This window comes from Nocardia sp. JW2, assembly GCF_051843015.1.
GTDB classification, from domain to species: Bacteria; Actinomycetota; Actinomycetes; order Mycobacteriales; family Mycobacteriaceae; genus Nocardia; species Nocardia coubleae.
In genome coordinates this window covers 23,995-43,479 of record NZ_JBPXLK010000007.1, presented here as the reverse complement: position 1 = coordinate 43,479, position 19,485 = coordinate 23,995, and the positions used below count along the sequence as shown (strand labels likewise).

At 67.3% G+C, this 19,485-nt stretch carries 17 protein-coding genes; 9 read left to right on the top strand and 8 right to left on the bottom strand.

Translation table 11 applies throughout. From position 1 onward, the window contains the following. Positions 1-100: 100 nt before the first annotated feature. Positions 101-3,865, top strand: a complete 3,765-nt coding sequence (locus tag ACSVDM_RS12490; protein WP_167353254.1) for a multifunctional oxoglutarate decarboxylase/oxoglutarate dehydrogenase thiamine pyrophosphate-binding subunit/dihydrolipoyllysine-residue succinyltransferase subunit — start codon at positions 101-103, stop codon at positions 3,863-3,865. A 63-nt stretch (positions 3,866-3,928) separates the two neighbouring features. Here ACSVDM_RS12490 and ACSVDM_RS12485 read toward each other — a convergent pair whose 3' ends face one another. The 3 genes from ACSVDM_RS12485 to ACSVDM_RS12475 all read right to left on the bottom strand — a co-directional run bounded on the left by ACSVDM_RS12485 (position 3,929) and on the right by ACSVDM_RS12475 (position 6,743). After that, positions 3,929-4,567: a hypothetical protein gene (locus ACSVDM_RS12485; protein WP_439264868.1), complete on the bottom strand. Its 639-nt coding sequence runs from the start codon at positions 4,565-4,567 to the stop codon at positions 3,929-3,931. Continuing rightward, the gene (locus ACSVDM_RS12480; protein WP_439264866.1) at positions 4,564-6,078 is read right to left on the bottom strand and encodes a protein kinase domain-containing protein; all 1,515 of its coding nucleotides are present in this window, start codon (positions 6,076-6,078) and stop codon (positions 4,564-4,566) included. Before ACSVDM_RS12480 ends, ACSVDM_RS12485 begins: the two co-directional genes overlap by 4 nt. A 167-nt stretch (positions 6,079-6,245) precedes the next feature. Continuing rightward, entirely contained in the window at positions 6,246-6,743 is a 498-nt protein-coding gene (locus tag ACSVDM_RS12475; protein ID WP_439264864.1) for a hypothetical protein, read from the bottom strand. Positions 6,744-6,908: 165 nt separating this feature from the next. Between ACSVDM_RS12475 and ACSVDM_RS12470 the strand changes: the two genes are divergently transcribed. Beyond that, positions 6,909-8,054, top strand: coding sequence for a hypothetical protein (locus tag ACSVDM_RS12470; protein WP_439264862.1), 1,146 nt, complete (start codon positions 6,909-6,911; stop codon positions 8,052-8,054). 39 nt (positions 8,055-8,093) lie between these two features. Here ACSVDM_RS12470 and ACSVDM_RS12465 read toward each other — a convergent pair whose 3' ends face one another. Next, positions 8,094-8,561: a hypothetical protein gene (locus ACSVDM_RS12465; protein WP_439264860.1), complete on the bottom strand. Its 468-nt coding sequence runs from the start codon at positions 8,559-8,561 to the stop codon at positions 8,094-8,096. Next, complete coding sequence (locus tag ACSVDM_RS12460) at positions 8,555-9,271, bottom strand: SDR family oxidoreductase (RefSeq protein ID WP_439264858.1); 717 nt, start codon at positions 9,269-9,271, stop codon at positions 8,555-8,557. Before ACSVDM_RS12460 ends, ACSVDM_RS12465 begins: the two co-directional genes overlap by 7 nt. A gap of 213 nt (positions 9,272-9,484) precedes the next feature. Between ACSVDM_RS12460 and ACSVDM_RS12455 the strand changes: the two genes are divergently transcribed. Then, positions 9,485-10,330 (top strand): helix-turn-helix transcriptional regulator, encoded by an 846-nt coding sequence (locus ACSVDM_RS12455; protein WP_439264856.1) that lies wholly within the window; start codon positions 9,485-9,487, stop codon positions 10,328-10,330. Positions 10,331-10,467: 137 nt separating this feature from the next. Here ACSVDM_RS12455 and ACSVDM_RS12450 read toward each other — a convergent pair whose 3' ends face one another. Beyond that, a complete protein-coding gene (locus ACSVDM_RS12450; protein ID WP_439264854.1) occupies positions 10,468-11,079 on the bottom strand; it encodes a hypothetical protein in 612 nt (203 codons plus the stop codon). A 79-nt stretch (positions 11,080-11,158) separates the two neighbouring features. Between ACSVDM_RS12450 and ACSVDM_RS12445 the strand changes: the two genes are divergently transcribed. Continuing rightward, entirely contained in the window at positions 11,159-11,722 is a 564-nt protein-coding gene (locus tag ACSVDM_RS12445; protein ID WP_439264852.1) for a TetR/AcrR family transcriptional regulator, read from the top strand. A 91-nt stretch (positions 11,723-11,813) separates the two neighbouring features. On the opposite strand, the gene ACSVDM_RS12440 is transcribed toward ACSVDM_RS12445, so the two are convergent. Then, positions 11,814-12,842 (bottom strand): NAD(P)/FAD-dependent oxidoreductase, encoded by a 1,029-nt coding sequence (locus ACSVDM_RS12440; RefSeq protein ID WP_439264850.1) that lies wholly within the window; start codon positions 12,840-12,842, stop codon positions 11,814-11,816. 82 nt (positions 12,843-12,924) lie between these two features. Here ACSVDM_RS12440 and ACSVDM_RS12435 point away from each other — a divergent pair, with 82 nt between their 5' ends. Next, positions 12,925-13,509, top strand: a complete 585-nt coding sequence (locus ACSVDM_RS12435; protein ID WP_067491263.1) for a helix-turn-helix domain-containing protein — start codon at positions 12,925-12,927, stop codon at positions 13,507-13,509. A 3-nt stretch (positions 13,510-13,512) separates the two neighbouring features. On the opposite strand, the gene ACSVDM_RS12430 is transcribed toward ACSVDM_RS12435, so the two are convergent. Further along, positions 13,513-14,148 carry a TetR/AcrR family transcriptional regulator gene (locus ACSVDM_RS12430; RefSeq protein WP_067491261.1) on the bottom strand — a complete coding sequence of 212 codons (636 nt, stop codon included), beginning with the start codon at positions 14,146-14,148 and terminating at the stop codon, positions 13,513-13,515. Between the two features lie 68 nt (positions 14,149-14,216). Here ACSVDM_RS12430 and ACSVDM_RS12425 point away from each other — a divergent pair, with 68 nt between their 5' ends. The 4 genes from ACSVDM_RS12425 to ACSVDM_RS12410 all read left to right on the top strand — a co-directional run bounded on the left by ACSVDM_RS12425 (position 14,217) and on the right by ACSVDM_RS12410 (position 19,465). Beyond that, on the top strand, positions 14,217-15,770 hold the full coding sequence (locus tag ACSVDM_RS12425; RefSeq protein ID WP_439264849.1) for a flavin-containing monooxygenase: 1,554 nt from the start codon (positions 14,217-14,219) through the stop codon (positions 15,768-15,770). Beyond that, positions 15,767-16,600 carry an SDR family NAD(P)-dependent oxidoreductase gene (locus ACSVDM_RS12420; protein ID WP_181696511.1) on the top strand — a complete coding sequence of 278 codons (834 nt, stop codon included), beginning with the start codon at positions 15,767-15,769 and terminating at the stop codon, positions 16,598-16,600. The genes ACSVDM_RS12425 and ACSVDM_RS12420 overlap by 4 nt, the downstream gene beginning before the upstream one ends. Before the next feature lie 25 nt (positions 16,601-16,625). Then, positions 16,626-17,579: an alpha/beta hydrolase gene (locus ACSVDM_RS12415; protein ID WP_067491255.1), complete on the top strand. Its 954-nt coding sequence runs from the start codon at positions 16,626-16,628 to the stop codon at positions 17,577-17,579. A 92-nt stretch (positions 17,580-17,671) separates the two neighbouring features. After that, positions 17,672-19,465 (top strand): AMP-dependent synthetase/ligase, encoded by a 1,794-nt coding sequence (locus tag ACSVDM_RS12410; RefSeq protein ID WP_067637644.1) that lies wholly within the window; start codon positions 17,672-17,674, stop codon positions 19,463-19,465. Positions 19,466-19,485: the final 20 nt, after the last annotated feature.

The window sequence follows — 19,485 nt, the reverse complement described above, 5'->3', positions numbered from 1 at the left end:
CCGACATGCCACGGGGCATATGCTCGGTGAGGGCGCATCGGCAGCCATCCGCTGATACCCCTGCCGGGCACGTCACAAACGTCGCAGCGCGAAGAACGAAATGAGGCGAACACCAGCTGTGAGCAGCTCAACTTCCCAGTTCGGACAGAACCAGTGGCTAGTCGACGAGATGTATCAGAAGTTCAAACAGGACCCGTCCTCGGTCGACGCGAGTTGGCACGAGTTCCTCGCCGACTACACCCCCGAGGCCACCGACTCCGCTAACGAGCAGGCTCCCGCCGCCACCGCGCAAGCGGCGCCGCAGCAGGCTCCGAAGGCCGCACCGCAGGCCCCCAAGACCGCCGTCGCGACGGCGCCCAAGCCGGCACCCGCGCCGGCTCCGGCACCCGCTCCGGCTCCGAAGCGGGAGAACGTGCGCGCACCGCAGACCACGCCCGCACCGGTGTCGAACGCCCCGGCCACCGCGCCCGCCAAGACGAGCACAGGCACCGACGAGTCCAAGGTGCTGCGCGGTCCCGCCGCGGCCATCGCCAAGAACATGTCGGCCTCGCTGACCATCCCCACCGCCACGTCGGTGCGCGCGATCCCGGCCAAGCTGATGATCGACAACCGCCTCGTGATCAACAACCACCTGGCGCGCACCCGCGGCGGCAAGATCTCCTTCACCCACCTGCTCGGTTACGCGATCGTGCAGGCCGTGAAGTCGTTCCCGAACCTGAACCGGCACTTCGCCGAGATCGACGGCAAGCCGAACGCGGTCACCCCCGCCCACACCAACCTCGGCCTGGCCATCGACCTCGTGGGCAAGGACGGCAACCGCACGCTGGTCGTCGCCGCCATCAAGGGCACCGAGGAGATGAGCTTCGGCCAGTTTCACGCCGCCTACGAGGACATCGTCCGGCGCGCCCGTGAAGGCAAGCTCGGCGCCGAGGACTTCTCCGGTGTCACCATCTCGCTGACCAACCCCGGCACCATCGGCACCGTCCACTCGGTGCCGCGCCTCATGCCGGGCCAGGGCGCGATCATCGGTGCCGGCGCCATGGAGTACCCGGCCGAGTTCCAGGGCATGAGCGACGAGCGCCTGGCCGAGATCGGCGTCGGCAAGCTGATGACGCTGACCTCCACCTACGATCACCGCATCATCCAGGGCGCCGAGTCCGGCGACTTCCTGCGCACCATCCACAACCTGCTGATCTCCGACGAGTTCTACGACGAGATCTTCCACGGCCTCGGCGTGCCGTACGAGCCGATCCGCTGGCGCAAGGACATCAGCGAGCGCGGCGTCGACAAGAGCGCCCGCGTGCTCGAGCTGATCGCGGCCTACCGCAACCGCGGCCACCTGATGGCCGACACCGACCCGCTGCGCCTGGTCAAGGACAAGTTCCGCAGCCACCCCGACCTCGACGTCACCTCGCACGGCCTCACCCTGTGGGACCTGGACCGCACCTTCGACGTGGGCGGTTTCCACGGCCAGGAGCGGATGAAGCTGCGCGACGTGCTGTCGATCCTGCGCGACGCCTACTGCCGCCACGTCGGTGTGGAGTACACCCACATCCTCGAGACCGACCAGCTGAAGTGGATCCAGGACCGGGTCGAGCAGAAGCACGTCAAGCCGACGGTCGCCCAGCAGAAATACATCCTGAACCGGCTCAACGCCGCCGAGGCGTTCGAGACCTTCCTGCAGACCAAGTACGTCGGTCAGAAGCGGTTCTCGCTCGAGGGCGCCGAAGCCGTCATCCCGATGATGGACGCCACCATCGACCAGTGCGCCGAGCACGGGCTCGACGAGGTCGTCATCGGTATGCCGCACCGCGGTCGCCTCAACGTGCTGGCCAACATCGTCGGCAAGCCGTACTCGAAGATCTTCACCGAGTTCGAGGGCAACATGAACCCGGCCGCCACCCACGGCTCGGGCGACGTGAAGTACCACCTCGGTGCGCACGGCCAGTACCTGCAGATGTTCGGCGACAACGAGATCGAGGTGTCGCTCACCGCGAACCCCTCGCACCTGGAGGCGGTCGACCCCGTGCTCGAGGGCCTCGTGCGCGCCAAGCAGGACCTGCTGAACAAGGGCGACGGCCCCGAGGGCTTCTCGGTGATGCCGTTGATGCTGCACGGTGACGCCGCGTTCGCCGGTCAGGGCGTGGTCGCCGAGACGCTGAACCTGTCGGGTCTGCGTGGTTACCGCGTGGGCGGCACCATCCACATCGTGGTGAACAACCAGATCGGCTTCACCACCGCGCCGGAGAACAGCCGCTCCACCGAGTACTCCACCGACATCGCCAAGTTCATCGGCGCGCCGATCTTCCACGTCAACGGTGACGACCCCGAGGCCTGCGACTGGGTCGCGCGCCTGGCGGTCGACTTCCGGCAGAAGTTCCGCAAGGACGTCGTCATCGACCTCGTCTGCTACCGCCGCCGCGGGCACAACGAGGGCGACGACCCCTCGATGACCCAGCCGGAGATGTACGACGTCATCGACACCAAGCGTTCGGTCCGCAAGGCCTACACCGAATCGCTGATCGGCCGTGGCGACATCTCCATGAAGGAGGCCGAGGACGCGCTGCGCGACTACCAGGGTCAGCTCGAGCGCGTGTTCAACGAGGTCCGTGAGCTGGAGAAATACGTTCCGGAGCCGTCGGAGTCCGTCGAGGACGACCAGAAGGTGCCCGCGACAGTGCAGACCGCGGTCGACAAGTCGGTGCTGCAGCGCATCGGCGACGCGTTCCTCAACACTCCCGACGGTTTCAACGTGCACCCGCGCGTGAAGCCGGTGCTGGAGAAGCGGCGCGAGATGGCCTACGAGGGCAAGGTCGACTGGGCCTTCGCCGAGTTGCTCGCGTTCGGTTCGCTGATCGACCAGGGTCACGATGTGCGCCTGACCGGTCAGGACTCGCGTCGCGGCACGTTCACCCAGCGCCACTCGGTCATCATCGACCGGATCAACGCGCAGGAGTACACCCCGCTGCACAACATCGGTTCGGAGAACCCGGGTTGGTTCGCGGTGCACGACTCGGCGCTGAGCGAATTCGCCGCTGTCGGTTTCGAATACGGTTACTCGCTGGGCAACCCCAACGCACTGGTGTTGTGGGAGGCGCAGTTCGGTGACTTCGTCAACGGCGCGCAGTCGATCATCGACGAGTTCATCTCCTCCGGTGAGGCCAAGTGGGGCCAGCTCTCCGATGTGGTGCTGCTGCTGCCGCACGGCCACGAGGGTCAGGGTCCCGACCACACCTCGGGCCGTATCGAGCGGTTCCTGCAGTTGTGCGCCGAGGGTTCGATGACCGTCGCGGTGCCGTCCACCCCGGCGAACTACTTCCACCTGCTGCGCCGCCACGCCCTCGACGGCATCCGCCGTCCGCTGATCGTCTTCACCCCGAAGTCGATGCTGCGCAACAAGGCCGTGGTGTCCGACATCAAGGACTTCACCGAGTCGAAGTTCCGTTCGGTGTTCGACGAGCCAACCTACGAATCGGGCGTCGGCGACACCGCCAAGGTCAAGCGCATCCTGCTGACCTCGGGCAAGCTCTACTACGAGCTCGCCGCGGAGAAGGCCAAGCACAAGCGTGAAGACGTGGCCATCGTCCGGATCGAACAGCTCTACCCGATCCCGACGTACCGCCTCAACGAGGCCCTGGCCAAGTACCCCAACGCGACCGACATCGCCTGGGTCCAGGAGGAACCGGCCAACCAGGGCGCCTGGCCCTTCTTCGGCCTCAACCTCCCCGAGGTCCTCCCCGACCGCCTGGGCAAACTGCGCCGCATCTCCCGCCGCGCCATGTCGGCCCCGTCCTCGGGTTCCTCGAAGGTCCACGCCGTGGAGCAGGCCGAGATCATCGCCGAGGCCTTCGAGCCGACCGCGTAATTTCTTCCCGCACAACGGCGAACGCCGGGTGGATCATCACGATCCGCCCGGCGTTCGCCGTTGTCAGGCCCGCAGGTTGCGCATCACCACGCGAACGTGGTGTTCGGTCAGCTGTCGCAGCTCGGCGCGGCTGATCCGGTTGCCATCGATCGTCAGTGTGGTGTCCACGCGCAGGTTCTCGTCGAGCACGCCGATCCGCACTGTTGTCACCGGACGCCCGGCCCGGTTGGCCTCCTCCTGGACGAAGGCGTCCTCGCCGAGCCCGGCCAGGTATTCGAAGCTCGTATCCGGATCCGAGACACGGTCCCCGACAAGATGTTTGAACCTGTCGTGCTCCCCTCGCCGGTCGTCTCCCGCCCGCGTGACATCGAAGCTCAGCGACACAGTGAGGTCACCGAAAGCGCCGGAGCAGTAGCCGGTCGACCCGAGGGGCTCCTCATCCTCCTGCTGCCACCCGGCGCTGCCGCGACGCGTGAGTTCGGCCAGATCCATCAGCTCGCAATAATTCCCTTGCTCCGGCTCGCGGTACTTGCGCGAGGTCGGGGTGTCTATCGGTGTGCCCGGCGTCCACCGCGCGTTCGCCGCCGCTTGGTCCTCGCGCCCCAGCCACATCGCGGCGGCGATCACGGTGACCACCACGAGCGAGCAGGCCGACACGGCCGCAGCCGTCCATGGCAGCGAGAACCGTCGTCGTGGCGTCATCCGAGGCGCTCCCAGAGTATTCGGCCCTGATGCTCACAGGCCGTCACCATCTCCGAATCGTCCACCTTCGACTCCGCGGGCGTGCTCAACGTCACCGCGACGACCACATTGTCGTCGAAGAGGCCGAGCTCGCAGGTCGGGCCGTACATGTACGGCAGTCGGCGCACGTAGAGGTAGGAGTCGTCAGCGAGCTCGAGCCGGTGGTCCGCCCGGATCGTGCTGGCGCCCAGACGAACCAACTCCAAGTCGTCGCGGAAGAAGGCCTCGGCGCCGTGTCCATCGTTCACGACCTTGGCAAGCACAGTGGCTGCCGAACCCCGGTAGGAGACCGAGCAGTGGTGGGACGAATATGGCTCGGAGTCAACGGATTCGGAATGGATGGGCGAATCGGGCGGCGCCCCACCGAGCTGTTCGAGCGCGGGCAGATCGAGCAGGTCACAGGCGTTCGCGACACTCTGGGTGGTGTAGACCCGGGTCGGCTCGCCACGGATCAGGTCGGTAGTCGTCATCACGACGAGCAACGCGACCGTGGCCGTCGTCAGCACGGCGGTGAGCGCCGAGGGCAGCAGCGTTCGCGCGATCCGGGTCCGCCGTCGACCTGGCGAGGCGCCAGGAGCACCGGCCGCGACCGGATCAGTCGGCAACCGGCCCGGGAACGGCGCGCGGACCCGCGGACCGCTGTCGAACGCTCTGATCGCCGCTGCGGCGAGGTCGGCGCAGCGGGCGAATCGGTCCTCCGGCCGTTTCGCCATCGCCGTCGCGATGACCGCGTCGATCGCACGCGGCAGCTCGGGTCGTAACTCGGTGGGCCGGGGCGGTGCCGCGCCCAGATGCGCGGCGATCACCGCCGCCTGATCGCCACGCGGAAACGGCGTCCGACCGGTGAGCAACTGGAACAGCGTGCAGCCGAGGGAGTAGATGTCGGCGCGATGGTCCACCGTGTGGCCGGCGAACCGTTCGGGTGCCGCGTAGGCGAAGGTGGCGGCCATTGCCGACAGCGTGACGGTGTCATCGAGACTGCGGGCGATCCCGAAGTCGGTGAGCAGCGCGGTTTCCTGTCCTGCGTGGTCGCGTTCGATCAGCAGGTTGGCCGGTTTCACGTCGCGGTGCAGCACCCCGTGCGCGTGCGCGAAATCCAGTCCGGCGGCGGCACCCTGGATCAGCCGCAGAGCACGGTCCGGGGCGAGACCGGCGGGATCGGTCTGGAGCAATCCGATCGCGTCGCCACCGTCGACGTATTTCATCGACAGCCACAACACCGGATCCGTGGGACCGCTGCGGTCGTATACCGGCACGATATTGGGGTGTTCGAGTCGAGCCGCCAGCGTCGCCTCTCGTTCGAAGGCGTTGCGAGCCTTGGCGTCGGTGGATATCCCGTCACCGAGCACCTTCAGCGCGACCCGCCGCCGCAGGCGAGGGTGCTCCGCGAGGTACACCGACCCCATGCCACCCGCGCCGAGCAGTCGTTCGATCACATATCCGGCGAACGCCGTCCCGGGCTCCACCGCCACCCCGACCCCACCTCCGCTTCGCCCGCCGCACCCTGAGCGGAACTGAGGGCCCACCCGATCACGGATGAATCTAAGGGCAGTCGGGCGGTCGGGCAACCGTCTCACTGCGGCGGAACACGCCCCAGCAGGGGCGGATCCGGTCGGCTCCGCCCCTGCTGCTGTCCGTTCTATCCGTTGAGGGTGATCCAGGCCTGACCCGAAAGCTGTTCCAGGTCATAGTGTTGCGGGTAGGTGTCGGTGGTGGCGACGATCTTCGCCTCGACCCGGCCGGGGCCGGGGCCCATGCCGAAGCCGGTGATCACGCCGTCGGGCGCCTGTTCGATGACACCGTTGGCATCGACCCGATGGGACTGACTGTTCTCACGGCCGGTGTCGAGATTCTTCCATCGCACCGAGATCCGGTACGGCTGGCAATTCTGTCCGTCCTGAATGATTTTCACGCGAACACCGAGGTGCCCGGCCTGAGGCTGGGGCACGGTTTCCGCGTTGACGATGGCCGAGCATCCGCCCGGCACCCGGACGAGTGTCGGTACGAATCGGACGACCTGATCCGACGGCAATGCCGCCGCCGGACCACTGAACCCGACGAGCGCGGTAACGGCCGCTGCGGCGGCCACCCCGACCTGAACCGAAACCCGTTGACCTTGCTTGCTTTTCAGACTCATGCTCCGAAATTCGCGACTCGCGCGGAGATCGTTAACCACCGTAACGGTCTCGATGTGACAACGGCGTCGGAGACCTGGGTCACAGAGTTCTCTCAGGCATGCGGCACTCCGCACTCACTGTTGCCCAGTAATGTCCGCGGCGAACTATCGGATTGGAGACAACAGGTGAGCGGACGCAACGGATTTCTGCTGCTCGGCGGGATCTCGTCGGTCGGGGCGGGGGCGGTGCACTTCCTGGCCGCCGGAATGCACAGCGACCACGCCACACTGGCGCGGCTGATGGTCGTGCTCGCCGCGATGCAATGCGCCGTCGGACTGGCGGTGCTGCTGAGTGATCGCAAGATCGTCGTGTCCGCGCTGGCCGCGGTGAACGCGTTCGCGGTTGCGGTGTGGGCGTTCACCCGTTTCGCCGATATCCCGTGGGTCACCGGGCTGACCGCGGAATCACCGGGTGTCGCCGATACCGTCTGCGCCGCGCTCGGTGCGCTCGCTGTTCTCGGCGCGGCCGTCGCACTGCTGCGGCCGGGTGCGACGCTGCCGCCCATGCGGTCCGGGTTCGCGGCCGCCGCCGTCGGTGTGCTGGCACTGGCGGCCATGCTCAACGGCGTCGGGCATGTGCACAGTCACGGCGACGGCGACGATCACGCACACGCGGCGGGCGAGGACCACGGTGACACCGGCGACTCCTGGCCCCGGGCGTTCGACCCGGGCAAGCCGATCGATATCTCCGGCGTCCCCGGCGTCACCGCCGAACAGGAGCAACGCGCGACAGCCCTGATCCAGAACACCCTCGACAAGCTGCCTGCCTTCGCCGATGTCACCACCATCGGCGCACTCGGCTTCCGCTCGATCGGCGATGCCGCCACCGGCTACGAGCACTGGATCAACACCGGCTACATCCGCGACGACAGCTTCCTCGACCCCACCCGACCGGAGTCGCTGGTCTACCGGGTCGACGGCCAGAACCGCACCCTGGTGTCGGCCATGTACATGGCCAAGGGCAAGAAGATCGACGACCCGGCTCTCACCGAGTACGCGGGCCCGCTGATGCAGTGGCACGTGCACGACAACCTGTGCTGGAAGGCAGGCGACAACGGCCCCCAGGTCGCGGGCGTGACCGACGAACAGGGCAACTGCCCGCCGAACTCGATCAACCCCGGCGCGGGCAATCCGATGGTGCACGTGTGGATCGCCCCGCACGAATGCGGCCCGTTCGCGGCGCTGGAAGGTCACGGCGCCGGTCAGGCGGCCACGGACGGTCGGCGCACCGACACCTGCGGCGGCCACGACCACGGCGGCGGCCACAAGTAGGACGGCTTCCCGGCGGGCGCGCGTCTCGACTGCCGATAGTCAGCGGGCTCGCAACCCGCGGCGCAGCGCGTCGATGGTCGTCTCCGGAGAAGTGTTGAAGCAGAACCGGATTCCCGGCGTGATCTCGGTGACGACATTGATCAGACGTTCGAACAGCAGGGTGTGCTCGGGCGCCATCCGCACCCCGGCGCCGATCATCGCGACCCCGAACCGCCCGCCGGTCGCGCAGTCGCGCAGCGTCGCCTCGGCGGCGTCGGGGTCGGCCGGGACCTGGCAGGTGACGATGTCGAAGCCTGCCTCGCGCAGGGCCGTCTCGCCCGCCGCGATACGCGCGGTGAGTGTGGCTTCGTCGATCTGCGGATAGCGGCTGTAGTCGACGGCGCTGGGGTGCAGGCCGATCGAGAGCACGGTGTCGGATTTCTGTTCTGCCACTGCGTCCTCCGTTGTCATCAGATAGGCGGCGACCGCCAGCAGCCCGGCCGCGAGCACCGCGCCGAGTTTCACCACGGCGCGGCGCCGGTGCGGTCGACGAATGTGCCGGTGGGTCCGTCCGGGCCGATCGTCGCCATGGCCACGATCGCGTCGGTGCCTTCGGTGACGGTCTGGAAACCACTGTGCCCGTTGAGGTCGGTCGCCGTATAGCCGGGATCGACGGCATTGACCTTCATGGTGTCGAGTTCGCTCGCGTACATCACGGTGAGCATGTTCAGCGCGGCCTTGGTGCTCGGATAGCCGAGGGCCGGTGGCAGCAGGCCCGCCCACTTCGGGTCGGTGATGGTGGCGATCGAGCCGATGCCGCTGGAGACCATCACGATGCGTGGATGCCCGGACAGGCGCAGCAGCGGCAGGAACGCGTTGGTCACCCGAATGGGGCCGAAGACATTGGTCTCGAACACCTCGCGCAGGTCTTCGGGGCTGGTCTCGCTCGGCGCGATGCGCGGGCCGCCGATGCCCGCGTTGTTGATCAGGACATCGAGGCGGCCCGCTTCGGATTTCACGGTGTCCGCGGCGGTCATGACGGAGTCGTCGGAGGTCACGTCCAGCGCGACGAACCTGACGTCGACACCGGCCGCGGCGAGTTCGGCGGCCGCCGCCGCACCGCGCCCGGTGTCGCGGGCGGCGAGGAACACCTGCCAGCCCCGGCCCGCCAGCCGGCGAACCGTTTCGCGGCCGAGTCCCTTGTTTGCCCCGGTCACCAGGGCGATCGTCTGTGTCATGCCTCCAGATTCACGCCACAGCGAGCCACGCTCCAGTGCCGGAGAGGCATAGGACGCGCGGTACCACGGTCCATCCACACGATGAGCGAACCGACGAGCAGCAGCGGCCAGCCGAAGCCGGCTGGGTTGGCCCAGAAGCTTATGCCGTGCCGCACAGGGGGATGGGATTCGCGGTACCACCCCGGCGCCAGCGACCTGCGGCACCATGGAAACGTGGACAGAGCGGAATTGGCGACGGTACTGCGCGGTGCGCGCTCCCGGCTCTCGCCCGTCGACGTCGGCCTGCCCGCCGGAGCCCGCCGACAGGTACCCGGGCTGCGGCGCGAGGAGGTGGCGGACCTGGCCGGCGTGAGTGTCGATTACATCGCGCGCCTCGAGCAAGGGCGCGGGCCCAAACCGTCCGATCAGGTACTCGGCGCCCTCACCAGGGCGCTGCGGCTCACCGATGTCGATCGGGATCTGGTCTACCGGCTCGCCGGTTCCGAACCGCCGCAGGCCGGGCGGATTCCGATGGTCATCCGGCCGAGCGTCCAGCGACTGCTGGACCGGCTCACCGATCTGCCGGTGCTGGTCCTGTCCGCGAAATCCGATGTCCTCGCCTGGAATCCGCTGTCGGCCGCGCTGCTGGGCGACTTCTCCGCCATCCCACCCGAGCAGCGGAACATCATGTGGCAACGCTTCCTCGGCACCGGCATGGGCCGCGTCGTCATGACCCCCGAGGAGGCCGACAGCAACGCCGCCGCCTGCGTCGGCTGCCTGCGCGCCGTCAAGGCCACCTACCCCGACGACCCAGACCTCACCCGCCTGCTCACCGAACTACGCACGCGCAGCCAGGAATTCGAGTCCCACTGGCAAGCAGGCCGTTCCAGCACCATGCACAGCCTCACCAAAACCATCGCCCACCCCGACCTGGGCACCCTCACCCTCGACTGCGACGCCATGCACGTCCCCCACACCGACCAAACCATCGTCATCTACTCCGCACCCCCGAACACCCCCACCGCCACAGCCCTCGACCTCCTCCGAGTAACCGGCCTCGAAACCTTCGGCCCCAGATAGCTGAGACCAGGCCGGTGGACGCGAGATCCTCGAATACTGGATCCCGGCAGAGGATGTCGCGGAGTTCAACCGCAATATCGTCGGCACGATCGAGGTGGTGCGGCAGTTTCCCGAGGATGCGCCGATACCGGGGGTGATCAGGCTTCAGAATGCTGCTTCACGATCGCTGCCTTGATCGCGCCGATGGCGGTTTGTGGGTCGTCGGCCCAGAAGGCGATGGTCGACGACGTCAGGTCGCCCTGTGGTGTGGAGAAGGTTTGGGGCGCGGCCAGTTGCACGCGGATGTTGGTGGAACTGCCGACCGGGAGGGCGATGGTTCCATTTGCTGTGCGGTGCAACGTCTTCGATTCGTCGTAGCCACGCATGTCGGGGCGCACAGCACGCAGGGCGGAGAGGGGGATCGCGAGTTCTGTGCGGCGCAGGTAGCGCACGCGTAGGTAGTCGGGGGTGAGGACGTGCGGGTACACGTGGTGAGCGGCTAGCAGGCCGAGCATCCACAACAGTCCCCAGATGCCGAGCGCCAACGCGGCCAGGCGGACCGGTGCCCACGGAATGATCAGGTGCACAGCGGGAATCTCCACCGCGCTGACCACGACGAATGCCCAGAGGATGGCCGACATGGCGCCCGCGTAGCGAATCGGGGTGCCGCCCGCGATGTCGGGCTTGCGGGTGATCGCGCGGGCAAGGCTCACCCACAGATCGACTTCGAACCGGAAGAAACGGCGTACGAGCCGCAGGACAGGACGCATGGCGACCTCCTTTGCAATACAACTGCATTGTAAAGAGTCGCACCATGGCAATACAAGTGCATCGTGAAAGAATGGCCGCATGCCGAAACGGGTGGATCACAGTGCGCGCCGGGCCGAGATCAGCGACGCCGTGATGCGGCTGCTCGCCCGCGACGGACTCGAGTCGATCAGCCTGCGCCACGTCGCCGCCGAAGCAGGCGTCTCCGCAGGCCAGGTGCAGCACTACTTCCCCACCAAGGACGCGATGATGGAATTCGCCGCGACCACCATCGCGGGCAGAATCGGCGAGCGCATCACCGCCGCGGGCCCCGACCCCGACCTCCACCAGATCCTCACCGCCCTCCTCCCCACCGACGCCGAATCCACCGCCGACACCCGCACCCTGATCGGCTACCTGGCCTTCGCCTCCGTCCGCCCCCAGATCGCCGAAACCCTGGCAACCAACGGCCGAGGCTTCCGCGACCACATCGCAGGCCTGCTCCCCCACCACCCCGAGCCGATCGCGGCGGCCAGCACCCTGTTGGCCCTCCTCGACGGCCTGGCCTTACACGTGACCGTCGGCCAGATCCCCGCCGACGACGCACGCGCACTGTTGACCAGCGCCATAGATGAAGCTCTCGCGCGACCCTCGCGTGGGCGATGAGCAGAGGCGACGAGCCCGCTCCCGCTGCACGTTCGGCAATGGCCGATGACCAGCAGTCCCGGCGCACCGTTCGATGCGCCGGGGCCGGAACTCATCCAGTGACAGCGGCACCTTCCGAAGCCCGGAGCCGCGCGACAGCGTCGGCGGTGTCAACCATCACCAGCTCCGCGTTGATCTGCGCACCCGCCATCGCACCGGCCGCCGCGGCCGCGCCGACCTGTGCCATCGGGTCGGTGGCGTTGCCCGCGATCCACACGCCGGGGACCGAGGTGCGGCCCATGGGGTCGGCGGGGATGTGGTCGCCGACCCCGCTCGGGTGGGGTTCGGGGGTGAGGCCGAGGTCGGTGAGGAAGGTGGCGCGAGTGCTGAAGCGGGGGCCGACGACCAGGGCGTCCCGGTCGATGACCGTGCCGTCGGCGAGGCGGACGCCGCTCAGCTTTCCGCCGTCGGCGAGCACCTCGGCCACCTCACCGTCGACCACGCGAACACCCCGTGCCGCAAGCTTTTCCGCGTCTTCGTCAGTTGCGGGAGCCGTGTGCGACAGGAACACGATGTCGTCGGTCAACTGGGTGAACAGCAGCGCCTGATGGACCGCCATCGGCCCGGTCGCCAGGATCGCGATCCGCTGATCGCGCACCTCCCAGCCGTGGCAGTACGGGCAGTGCAGCACGTCGTGCCCCCAGCGTTCGCGGAGCCCGGCGATGGGCGGCAATTCGTCGGCGAGCCCGGTGGTGACGAGGATGCGCCGTGCGAAGACGGACCGGCCGTCCGCCAACTCCACCCGGAATTCGCGGGAGGCGTCATCGTTTCCGGGCGTATCGGAGGAATGACCCGCCCCGGCGGCGGAGTCGCCGACACGGTCGACAGCGACCACCTCGCCGGTCACCACGTGGCCCCCGTACCCGCGCACCTCCTCGCGCCCGAGCGCGACCAGCTCCAGCGGCGGCATCCCTTCCCGCCCCAGCAGCCCGTGCACCCCGTCGGCGGGCGCGTTGCGCGGCGCACCGGCATCGATCACCAGCACCGATCGCCGCTGCCGCACCAGCATCAGCGCACCGTTCAGCCCGGCGGCACCCCCGCCGATCACCACCACGTCGTAGGACTCGTTCAGCTCTGTCATGTCGACCTCCTTCGGGAATTCACAGTGCACCAACAGACGAAAAACTGGCAAGCATGTTTGCCGCTATGGCAAACTGGCTGACATGGACGACCTCGAACAGACCCTCGACTCGGTCGGCCCCCGTCTGCGCGCCCTGCGCAAACAGCGCCAGACCACCCTCGCCGACCTGTCCACCGAGACCGGGATCTCGGTGAGCACCCTGTCGCGCCTGGAATCGGGCGACCGCAAACCCACCCTGGAACTACTGCTTCCCCTGGCCAAGGCACACGGCGTCACTCTCGACGAACTCGTCGACGCCCCACCCACCGGCGACCCACGCATCCACCTGCGCCCGGTGACCAGGCACGGCATGACGATGCTCCCGCTCACCAAACGCGCGGGCGGTATCCAGGCCTACAAGATCGTCATCCCCCCGGGCGCGCGCGACCGGCCCGACACACCCCAAACGCACGAGGGCTACGAATGGCTCTACGTTCTCAACGGCCGTCTACGCCTGATCCTCGGCGACCACGATATCGTCCTCACCCCCGGTGAGGCAGCCGAATTCGACACCCATGTCCCGCACTGGTTCGGCGCGGCCGACAACCAGCCCGTCGAATTCCTCAGCCTGTTCGGCAAACAGGGCGAACGCGCCCACTTCCGCGCCAAACCGCGCGAGAACGGTTGACGCTCAACCCCGCAGCGCGGAGATCAACGCGGGACTGAGCGCGAGCGCGGGCAGCGACTCGACCAGCAGATCGACCAAAGACTCACGGCTGATGGGCTTTTCGACCATCCAGGTCAGAATCGTCTCCTCCACGAACGCGATCCAGCCGCGGATCGCGAGGGTGAGCCGCGCCAGATCCGGATCGTCGGGCGGCAGCGGCAGTTCGCTGACGATGAGATCGGCGATGGCGCCGCGGGTCTCGTTGACGTAGTCGGTCATGTCGGGGGTGCGGCTGGCGGGTCCGCGCAACACCGAGTGGTAGGCCGCGGAATGGCCGATGGCGTAGTCGACGAAGCGTTCGATCGAATCGCGCAGCATGTCGAACAGCGACAACTCGCGGTCGGGCATCACGGCGGCATAGAACTCGGTGCTCACATGCCGCGCGATCGCCTCGTGGAACTCCTGCTTGGAGGCGAAGTAGTGGAACAGCAGACCCCGCGAGATGCCCGCCTGCTTGGCGATGTCGTCGACCGAGATGTCCTCGAGCGGTCGATCGGCCAGCATCTCGGCGCCGAGGTGGATCAGCTGCAGTCGCCGCTCCTCCGGGCCGAGCCGGACACGCTTGGTCGCTCCCGAACTTCTGCTACTCACATCGACCATCCTAGCCACTACTGAACTATGCTCAATAGCTGTTGACTCCGGCTCAATAGCGACGTAGTCTGCATTACATGAGTCGCAAGGTTACAGACAACGTTGTCGAACCCCGAACCGTGGACAACCGCGCCCGCCACGTGAAGACGATCATCATCGGCAGCGGTTTCGCCGGTCTCGGCCTGGCCATCCGCCTGTCCCAGCAGGGTCGCGAGGACTTCCTCGTGCTCGAGCGGGGCAGCGAGGTCGGCGGCACCTGGCGTGACAACACCTATCCGGGCGCCGCCTGCGACGTGCCATCGCACCTGTACTCGTACTCCTTCGCGCTGAACCCGGACTGGACCCGCTCGTTCTCGCGCCAGGGCGAGATCCAGGCCTACATCAAGAGCGTCGCGGAGCGCTACGACGTGCTCGACCGGCACGTCTTCGACTGCGACGTGCGCCGCGTGCACTGGAACAACGAGACCAGCCGCTGGGAGATCAGCTCCACCCAGGGCGAATTCACCGCCGACACCGTCGTCAGCGCGGTCGGCGCCCTCTGCGAGCCCGCGCTGCCCGACATCAAGGGCATCAACGAGTTCGAGGGCGAGATCTTCCACTCCGCGCAGTGGAACCACGACGCCGACCTCACCGGCAAGCGCGTCGCCGTGATCGGCACCGGCGCCTCGGCGATCCAGATCGTGCCCGCCATCGCCGACAAGGTCGCCACCCTCGACGTCTACCAGCGCACCGCCCCCTGGCTGCTGCCGCGCATGGACCGCCCCTACCTGCTGCCCGAACGCCTGGCGTTCAAGCACATTCCGGGCGTGCAGCGCCTCAGCCGGGCCGCCATCTACGCCGCGCGCGAGACCCAGGTCGTCGGCCTGGCCAAGTTCCCGGTGCTGATGAAGGGCTTCGAAGCCCTCTCGCGCGCCAAGCTGCAGCTCGAGATCCGCGACCCCGAACTGCGCAAGAAGGTCACCCCGAACTACCGGATCGGCTGCAAGCGCATGCTGATCTCCAACGAGTACTACCCGGCGCTGGATCGCGACAACGTCGACGTGATCACCGACGGCATCGCCGAGGTGAAGCCGGGCTCGATCGTCACCAAGGACGGCACCGAGCGCGAGATCGACGCGCTGATCGTGGCCACCGGCTTCCACGTCACCGATTCGCCGACCTACAACAACATCGTCGGCCGCGACGGGCGCACCCTGTCGGAGGTGTTCGACGAGATCGGTCAGCAGGCCTACAAGGGTTCGGCGATCGCGAACTTCCCGAATATGTTCTTCCTGGTCGGCCCGAATGTGGGCCTGGGGCACACCTCGATGGTGTACATGATCGAATCGCAGATCAATTACGTCAGCGATGCCCTGGCTACCATCGACAAACTCGGCCTGAAAACTGTCGAGGTGCGCGAGGACATTCTGCGCGAGTACAACACCGGCTTGCAGAACAAGCTCGCCAAGTCGGTCTGGAATACCGGCGGCTGCGCCAGCTGGTACCTCGACAAGCACGGCAACAACACCACCCTGTGGCCGGACTTCACGTTCGAATTCCGCAGGATCACAAAGCATTTCGACGTTTCCGCCTACAATACGACAACCGCAGACGCCCCCGGCGCCGATCTGAAAGTGGTGGCAGCACAGTGAGCAAAGATGCTTACTTCACGAACAAGGTATGTGTGATCACCGGTGCCGGCTCCGGCATCGGGCGCGCGCTGGCGGAGAACCTGGCCAAGCGCGGCGCCAAGCTGGCACTGAGCGATATCGACACCGAGGGCCTGGCCGAGACCGTCCGGCTGTGCGAGGCACTGGGCGCGCAGGTGAAGTCCGACCGGCTCAACGTCGCCGAGCGCGAGGCCTTCCTGGTCTACGCCGACTCGGTGAAGCAGCACTTCGGCGTGGTGCACCAGGTGTACAACAACGCGGGCATCGCCTACCACGGCGACGTGGTGAAGACCGAGTTCAAAGACATCGAACGCATCATGGACGTGGACTTCTGGGGTGTCGTCAACGGCACCAAGGCGTTCCTGCCGATGCTGATCGAGTCCGGTGACGGCCACGTGGTCAACGTGTCGAGCCTGTTCGGTCTGGTCACCGTGCCGGGCCAGGCGGCCTACAACTCGGCCAAGTTCGCGGTGCGCGGCTTCACCGAGGCGCTGTACCAGGAGATGAAGGTCTCGAAGACGCCCGTGCAGGTCACCTGTGTGCACCCCGGCGGCATCAAGACCGCCGTGGCCCGCAACGCCACCTACGCCGAGGGCATCGACAAGGCCAACACCGCCTCGCTGTTCGACAAGTACCTGGCGATCCACAGCCCGGAGATGGCCGCGCAGACCATCACCGAGGGTGTGCGCAAGGGTCACGCGCGCGTGCTGATCGGCTGGGAGGCCAAGCTGCTCGACGTGAGCGTGCGCTTCCTGGCTTCGGGCTACAACCGGATCTCGGCCGCTGTCAACGGCCGCTTCATGCCGCACTGACCCTCTCGAGATCCAGGAAAACGCCATGCGCGAGTTCAAGATTCCGCTGCCGGTGGTTCGCGCGCTGCTCGATCCGGTCTTCCGGGTGACGCTGCACGCGCGACTGCCCGTCGCCGTGCAGCGCACCCTGCTCGACGTGTCCTCCCGGCTGCAGTTCATGCCCGACGGCGCCGTCGTGCAGCAATTGCAGCTGGGAGGGCGGCCCGCCGAGCGGGTGATCGCCGAGATCGCGATCCCGGGTTCGCGTACCCGGGCCGTCCCGCCGGAGCGCGCGGCGGGCGCGATCCTGTACCTGCACGGCGGCGGTTACGTGGTCGGTTCGCTGGCCACCCACCGCTCCCTGGTCGCCAGACTGGCGCTCGAGAGTTGCTGTGCGGTGTACTCGCTGGACTACCGGCTGGCGCCCGAGCACCCCTTCCCGGCCGGCCTCGACGACGCCGAGGCCGCGTTCCTGGATCTGGTGAACAATGTCGGCTACCAGCCGGACCAGATCTGCCTGGCAGGCGATTCGGCGGGCGGTGGGCTCGCGCTCGCGCTGGCCCAGCGGCTGATCGAACGCCACAAGATGACCCCGGCCGCGCTCGGGCTCATCGCACCGTGGGTCGACCCGACCGACCCACCGAGCCGCGACCGTGACCTGGTGATCAACCGGGCGTGGTCGCGCCTGTGCGCCGCGCACTACCTGGGCGACGGCGACGCCACCACAGCGGGTTACGCCCCGCTGTCGGGCAATCTGATCGGCCTGCCACCCACCTATGTGCAGGTCGATGTGAGCGAACTTCTGCACGACCAGTGCCGCACGCTCGTCTCGGCCCTGCGTGGAGCGGGCGTGCACGTCCGTTTCACCGAAACCCGCGGCCTTTGGCACGTCGCGCAACTGCAGGCCGCGCTGGTCGCCGAGGCCGCGCTCGCGCTGCGCGAACTCGCGGACTTCCTGCGGGAAGCAATCCAGCCCGTATCGATAGACGACTTACGATAAAGCCAGGTGACGGGCATTTCGGGCGGCGATATCGCAAGCGGGCCGAACGTGTCGTAGATTACTGGCGAGTAGAACCCACTGGAAGGGCACTGATGCGAGAGTTCGAAGTTCCGGCTTCCTACACCATCCCGGACGATGCGAACAATTCCGACAACGTCTTCCGCTTCGGCGAGGAGACGCCGAACGCGGTGTTGTTCAACGTTCCGAACGGCAGCGGCGGCTGGAATGACGTCACGGCGGCACAATTCGCGAAAGCCGTCACCGGCGTCGCCAAGGGCCTGATCGCCTCCGGCGTCGAACTGGGCGACCGGGTCGCGATCATGGCGGCCACGCGATACGAGTGGACGCTGCTCGACTTCGCGATCTGGGCCGCCGGTGGCGTGACCGTCGCGATCTACGACAGCTCGGCCGCCGAGCAGGCCAAGTGGATCCTGCAGGATTCCGAGACCAAGCTGCTGGTCGTCGAGAACGACAAGCACAAGGCGACCATCGACGAGATCGACGCCGCGTCGCTGCCCGCTCTCGCCGAGACCCTGCAGATCGACAAGGGCGCCGTCGACACCCTCACCGAGCGTGGTGCCGACCTCGACGACGCCGTGGTGCACGAGCGCCGCAAGCAGGTCGGCGCGGCCTCGCCCGCCACCCTGATCTACACCTCGGGCACCACCGGCAAGCCCAAGGGCGTGCAGCTCACCCACGCCAACCTGTGGGCCGAGTCGCGCTCGGGTGGCATCGAGCTCAGCGCGTTCGTCGCCGAGGGCCAGAAGACCCTGCTGTTCCTGCCGCTGGCGCACGTGTTCGCCCGCGCGGTCGCGCTGATCGCCTTCGATTCCAAGGTGACCATCCGCCACTCCTCGGACTGGACGACCCTGGTCGAGCAGTTCGGTGAGTTCAAGCCGGACTTCATCCTCTCGGTGCCGCGCGTGTTCGAGAAGGTCTACAACTCGGCCAAGCAGAAGGCGCACGACGGCGGCAAGGGCAAGATCTTCGACGCCGCCGCCGAGACGGCCATCGCCTACAGCGAGGCGCTCGAGAAGGGCAGCCCCGACCTGCTGCTCAAGCTCAAGCACTTCGTCTTCGACAAGCTGGTCTACAGCAAGCTGCGCGCCGCCCTCGGTGGGCAGTGCCTGGCCGCCGTGTCCGGTGGTGGCCCCCTGGGCGCGCGCCTCGGCCACTTCTTCCGTGGCGTCGGCGTCACCATCTACGAGGGCTACGGCCTGACCGAGACCACCGCCGCGTTCAGCGTGAACACCCCCACCCACATCCGGGTCGGTTCGGTGGGTCGCCCGATCCAGGGCCACGCCGCCAAGATCGCCGAGGACGGCGAGCTGCTGCTCAAGGGTTCGGTCGTGTTCGGCGGCTACTGGAAGAACGACGAAGCCACCGCCGAAGCGTTCGAGGACGGCTGGTTCAAGACCGGCGACCTGGGTGCCATCGACGCCGACGGCTTCATCACCATCACGGGCCGCAAGAAGGAAATCCTGGTCACCGCGGGCGGCAAGAACGTCTCCCCCGCCGTGCTCGAGGACTCCCTGCGGGCGCACCCGCTGATCAGCCAGGTGATGGTCGTCGGTGACGGTCAGCCGTTCATCGGTGCCCTGATCACCCTCGATCCCGAGGCCCTGCCCGGCTGGAAGGACCGCAACGGTGTCGCCGCCGATACCGCGATCGAGAAGCTGATCGAGAACGAGGCGCTGGTCGCCGAGATCCAGGCCGCCGTCGACGAGACCAACAAGAAGGTCTCCAAGGCCGAGGCCATCAAGAAGATCCGTATCCTCCCGGTCGACTGGACCCAGGAGACGGGTGAGCTCACGCCGAAGATGTCGCTCAAGCGCGCCGTCGTCATGAAGCAGTACGCCGGTGAGGTCGACAAGATCTACAGCTGACGTCAGCTGCTCAGAAAAGG

What these genes read in the sequence shown, in the direction of transcription:
- ACSVDM_RS12490 (WP_167353254.1), top strand. Translation starts at nt 101, where the DNA reads ATGAGGCGAACACCAGCTGTGAGCAGCTCAACTTCCCAGTTCGGACAG.
- ACSVDM_RS12485 (WP_439264868.1), bottom strand. Translation starts at nt 4,567, where the DNA reads ATGACGCCACGACGACGGTTCTCGCTGCCATGGACGGCTGCGGCCGTG.
- ACSVDM_RS12475 (WP_439264864.1), bottom strand. Translation starts at nt 6,743, where the DNA reads ATGAGTCTGAAAAGCAAGCAAGGTCAACGGGTTTCGGTTCAGGTCGGG.
- ACSVDM_RS12460 (WP_439264858.1), bottom strand. Translation starts at nt 9,271, where the DNA reads ATGACACAGACGATCGCCCTGGTGACCGGGGCAAACAAGGGACTCGGC.
- ACSVDM_RS12450 (WP_439264854.1), bottom strand. Translation starts at nt 11,079, where the DNA reads ATGCGTCCTGTCCTGCGGCTCGTACGCCGTTTCTTCCGGTTCGAAGTC.
- ACSVDM_RS12445 (WP_439264852.1), top strand. Translation starts at nt 11,159, where the DNA reads ATGCCGAAACGGGTGGATCACAGTGCGCGCCGGGCCGAGATCAGCGAC.
- ACSVDM_RS12440 (WP_439264850.1), bottom strand. Translation starts at nt 12,842, where the DNA reads ATGACAGAGCTGAACGAGTCCTACGACGTGGTGGTGATCGGCGGGGGT.
- ACSVDM_RS12435 (WP_067491263.1), top strand. Translation starts at nt 12,925, where the DNA reads ATGGACGACCTCGAACAGACCCTCGACTCGGTCGGCCCCCGTCTGCGC.
- ACSVDM_RS12430 (WP_067491261.1), bottom strand. Translation starts at nt 14,148, where the DNA reads ATGGTCGATGTGAGTAGCAGAAGTTCGGGAGCGACCAAGCGTGTCCGG.
- ACSVDM_RS12425 (WP_439264849.1), top strand. Translation starts at nt 14,217, where the DNA reads ATGAGTCGCAAGGTTACAGACAACGTTGTCGAACCCCGAACCGTGGAC.
- ACSVDM_RS12415 (WP_067491255.1), top strand. Translation starts at nt 16,626, where the DNA reads ATGCGCGAGTTCAAGATTCCGCTGCCGGTGGTTCGCGCGCTGCTCGAT.
- ACSVDM_RS12410 (WP_067637644.1), top strand. Translation starts at nt 17,672, where the DNA reads ATGCGAGAGTTCGAAGTTCCGGCTTCCTACACCATCCCGGACGATGCG.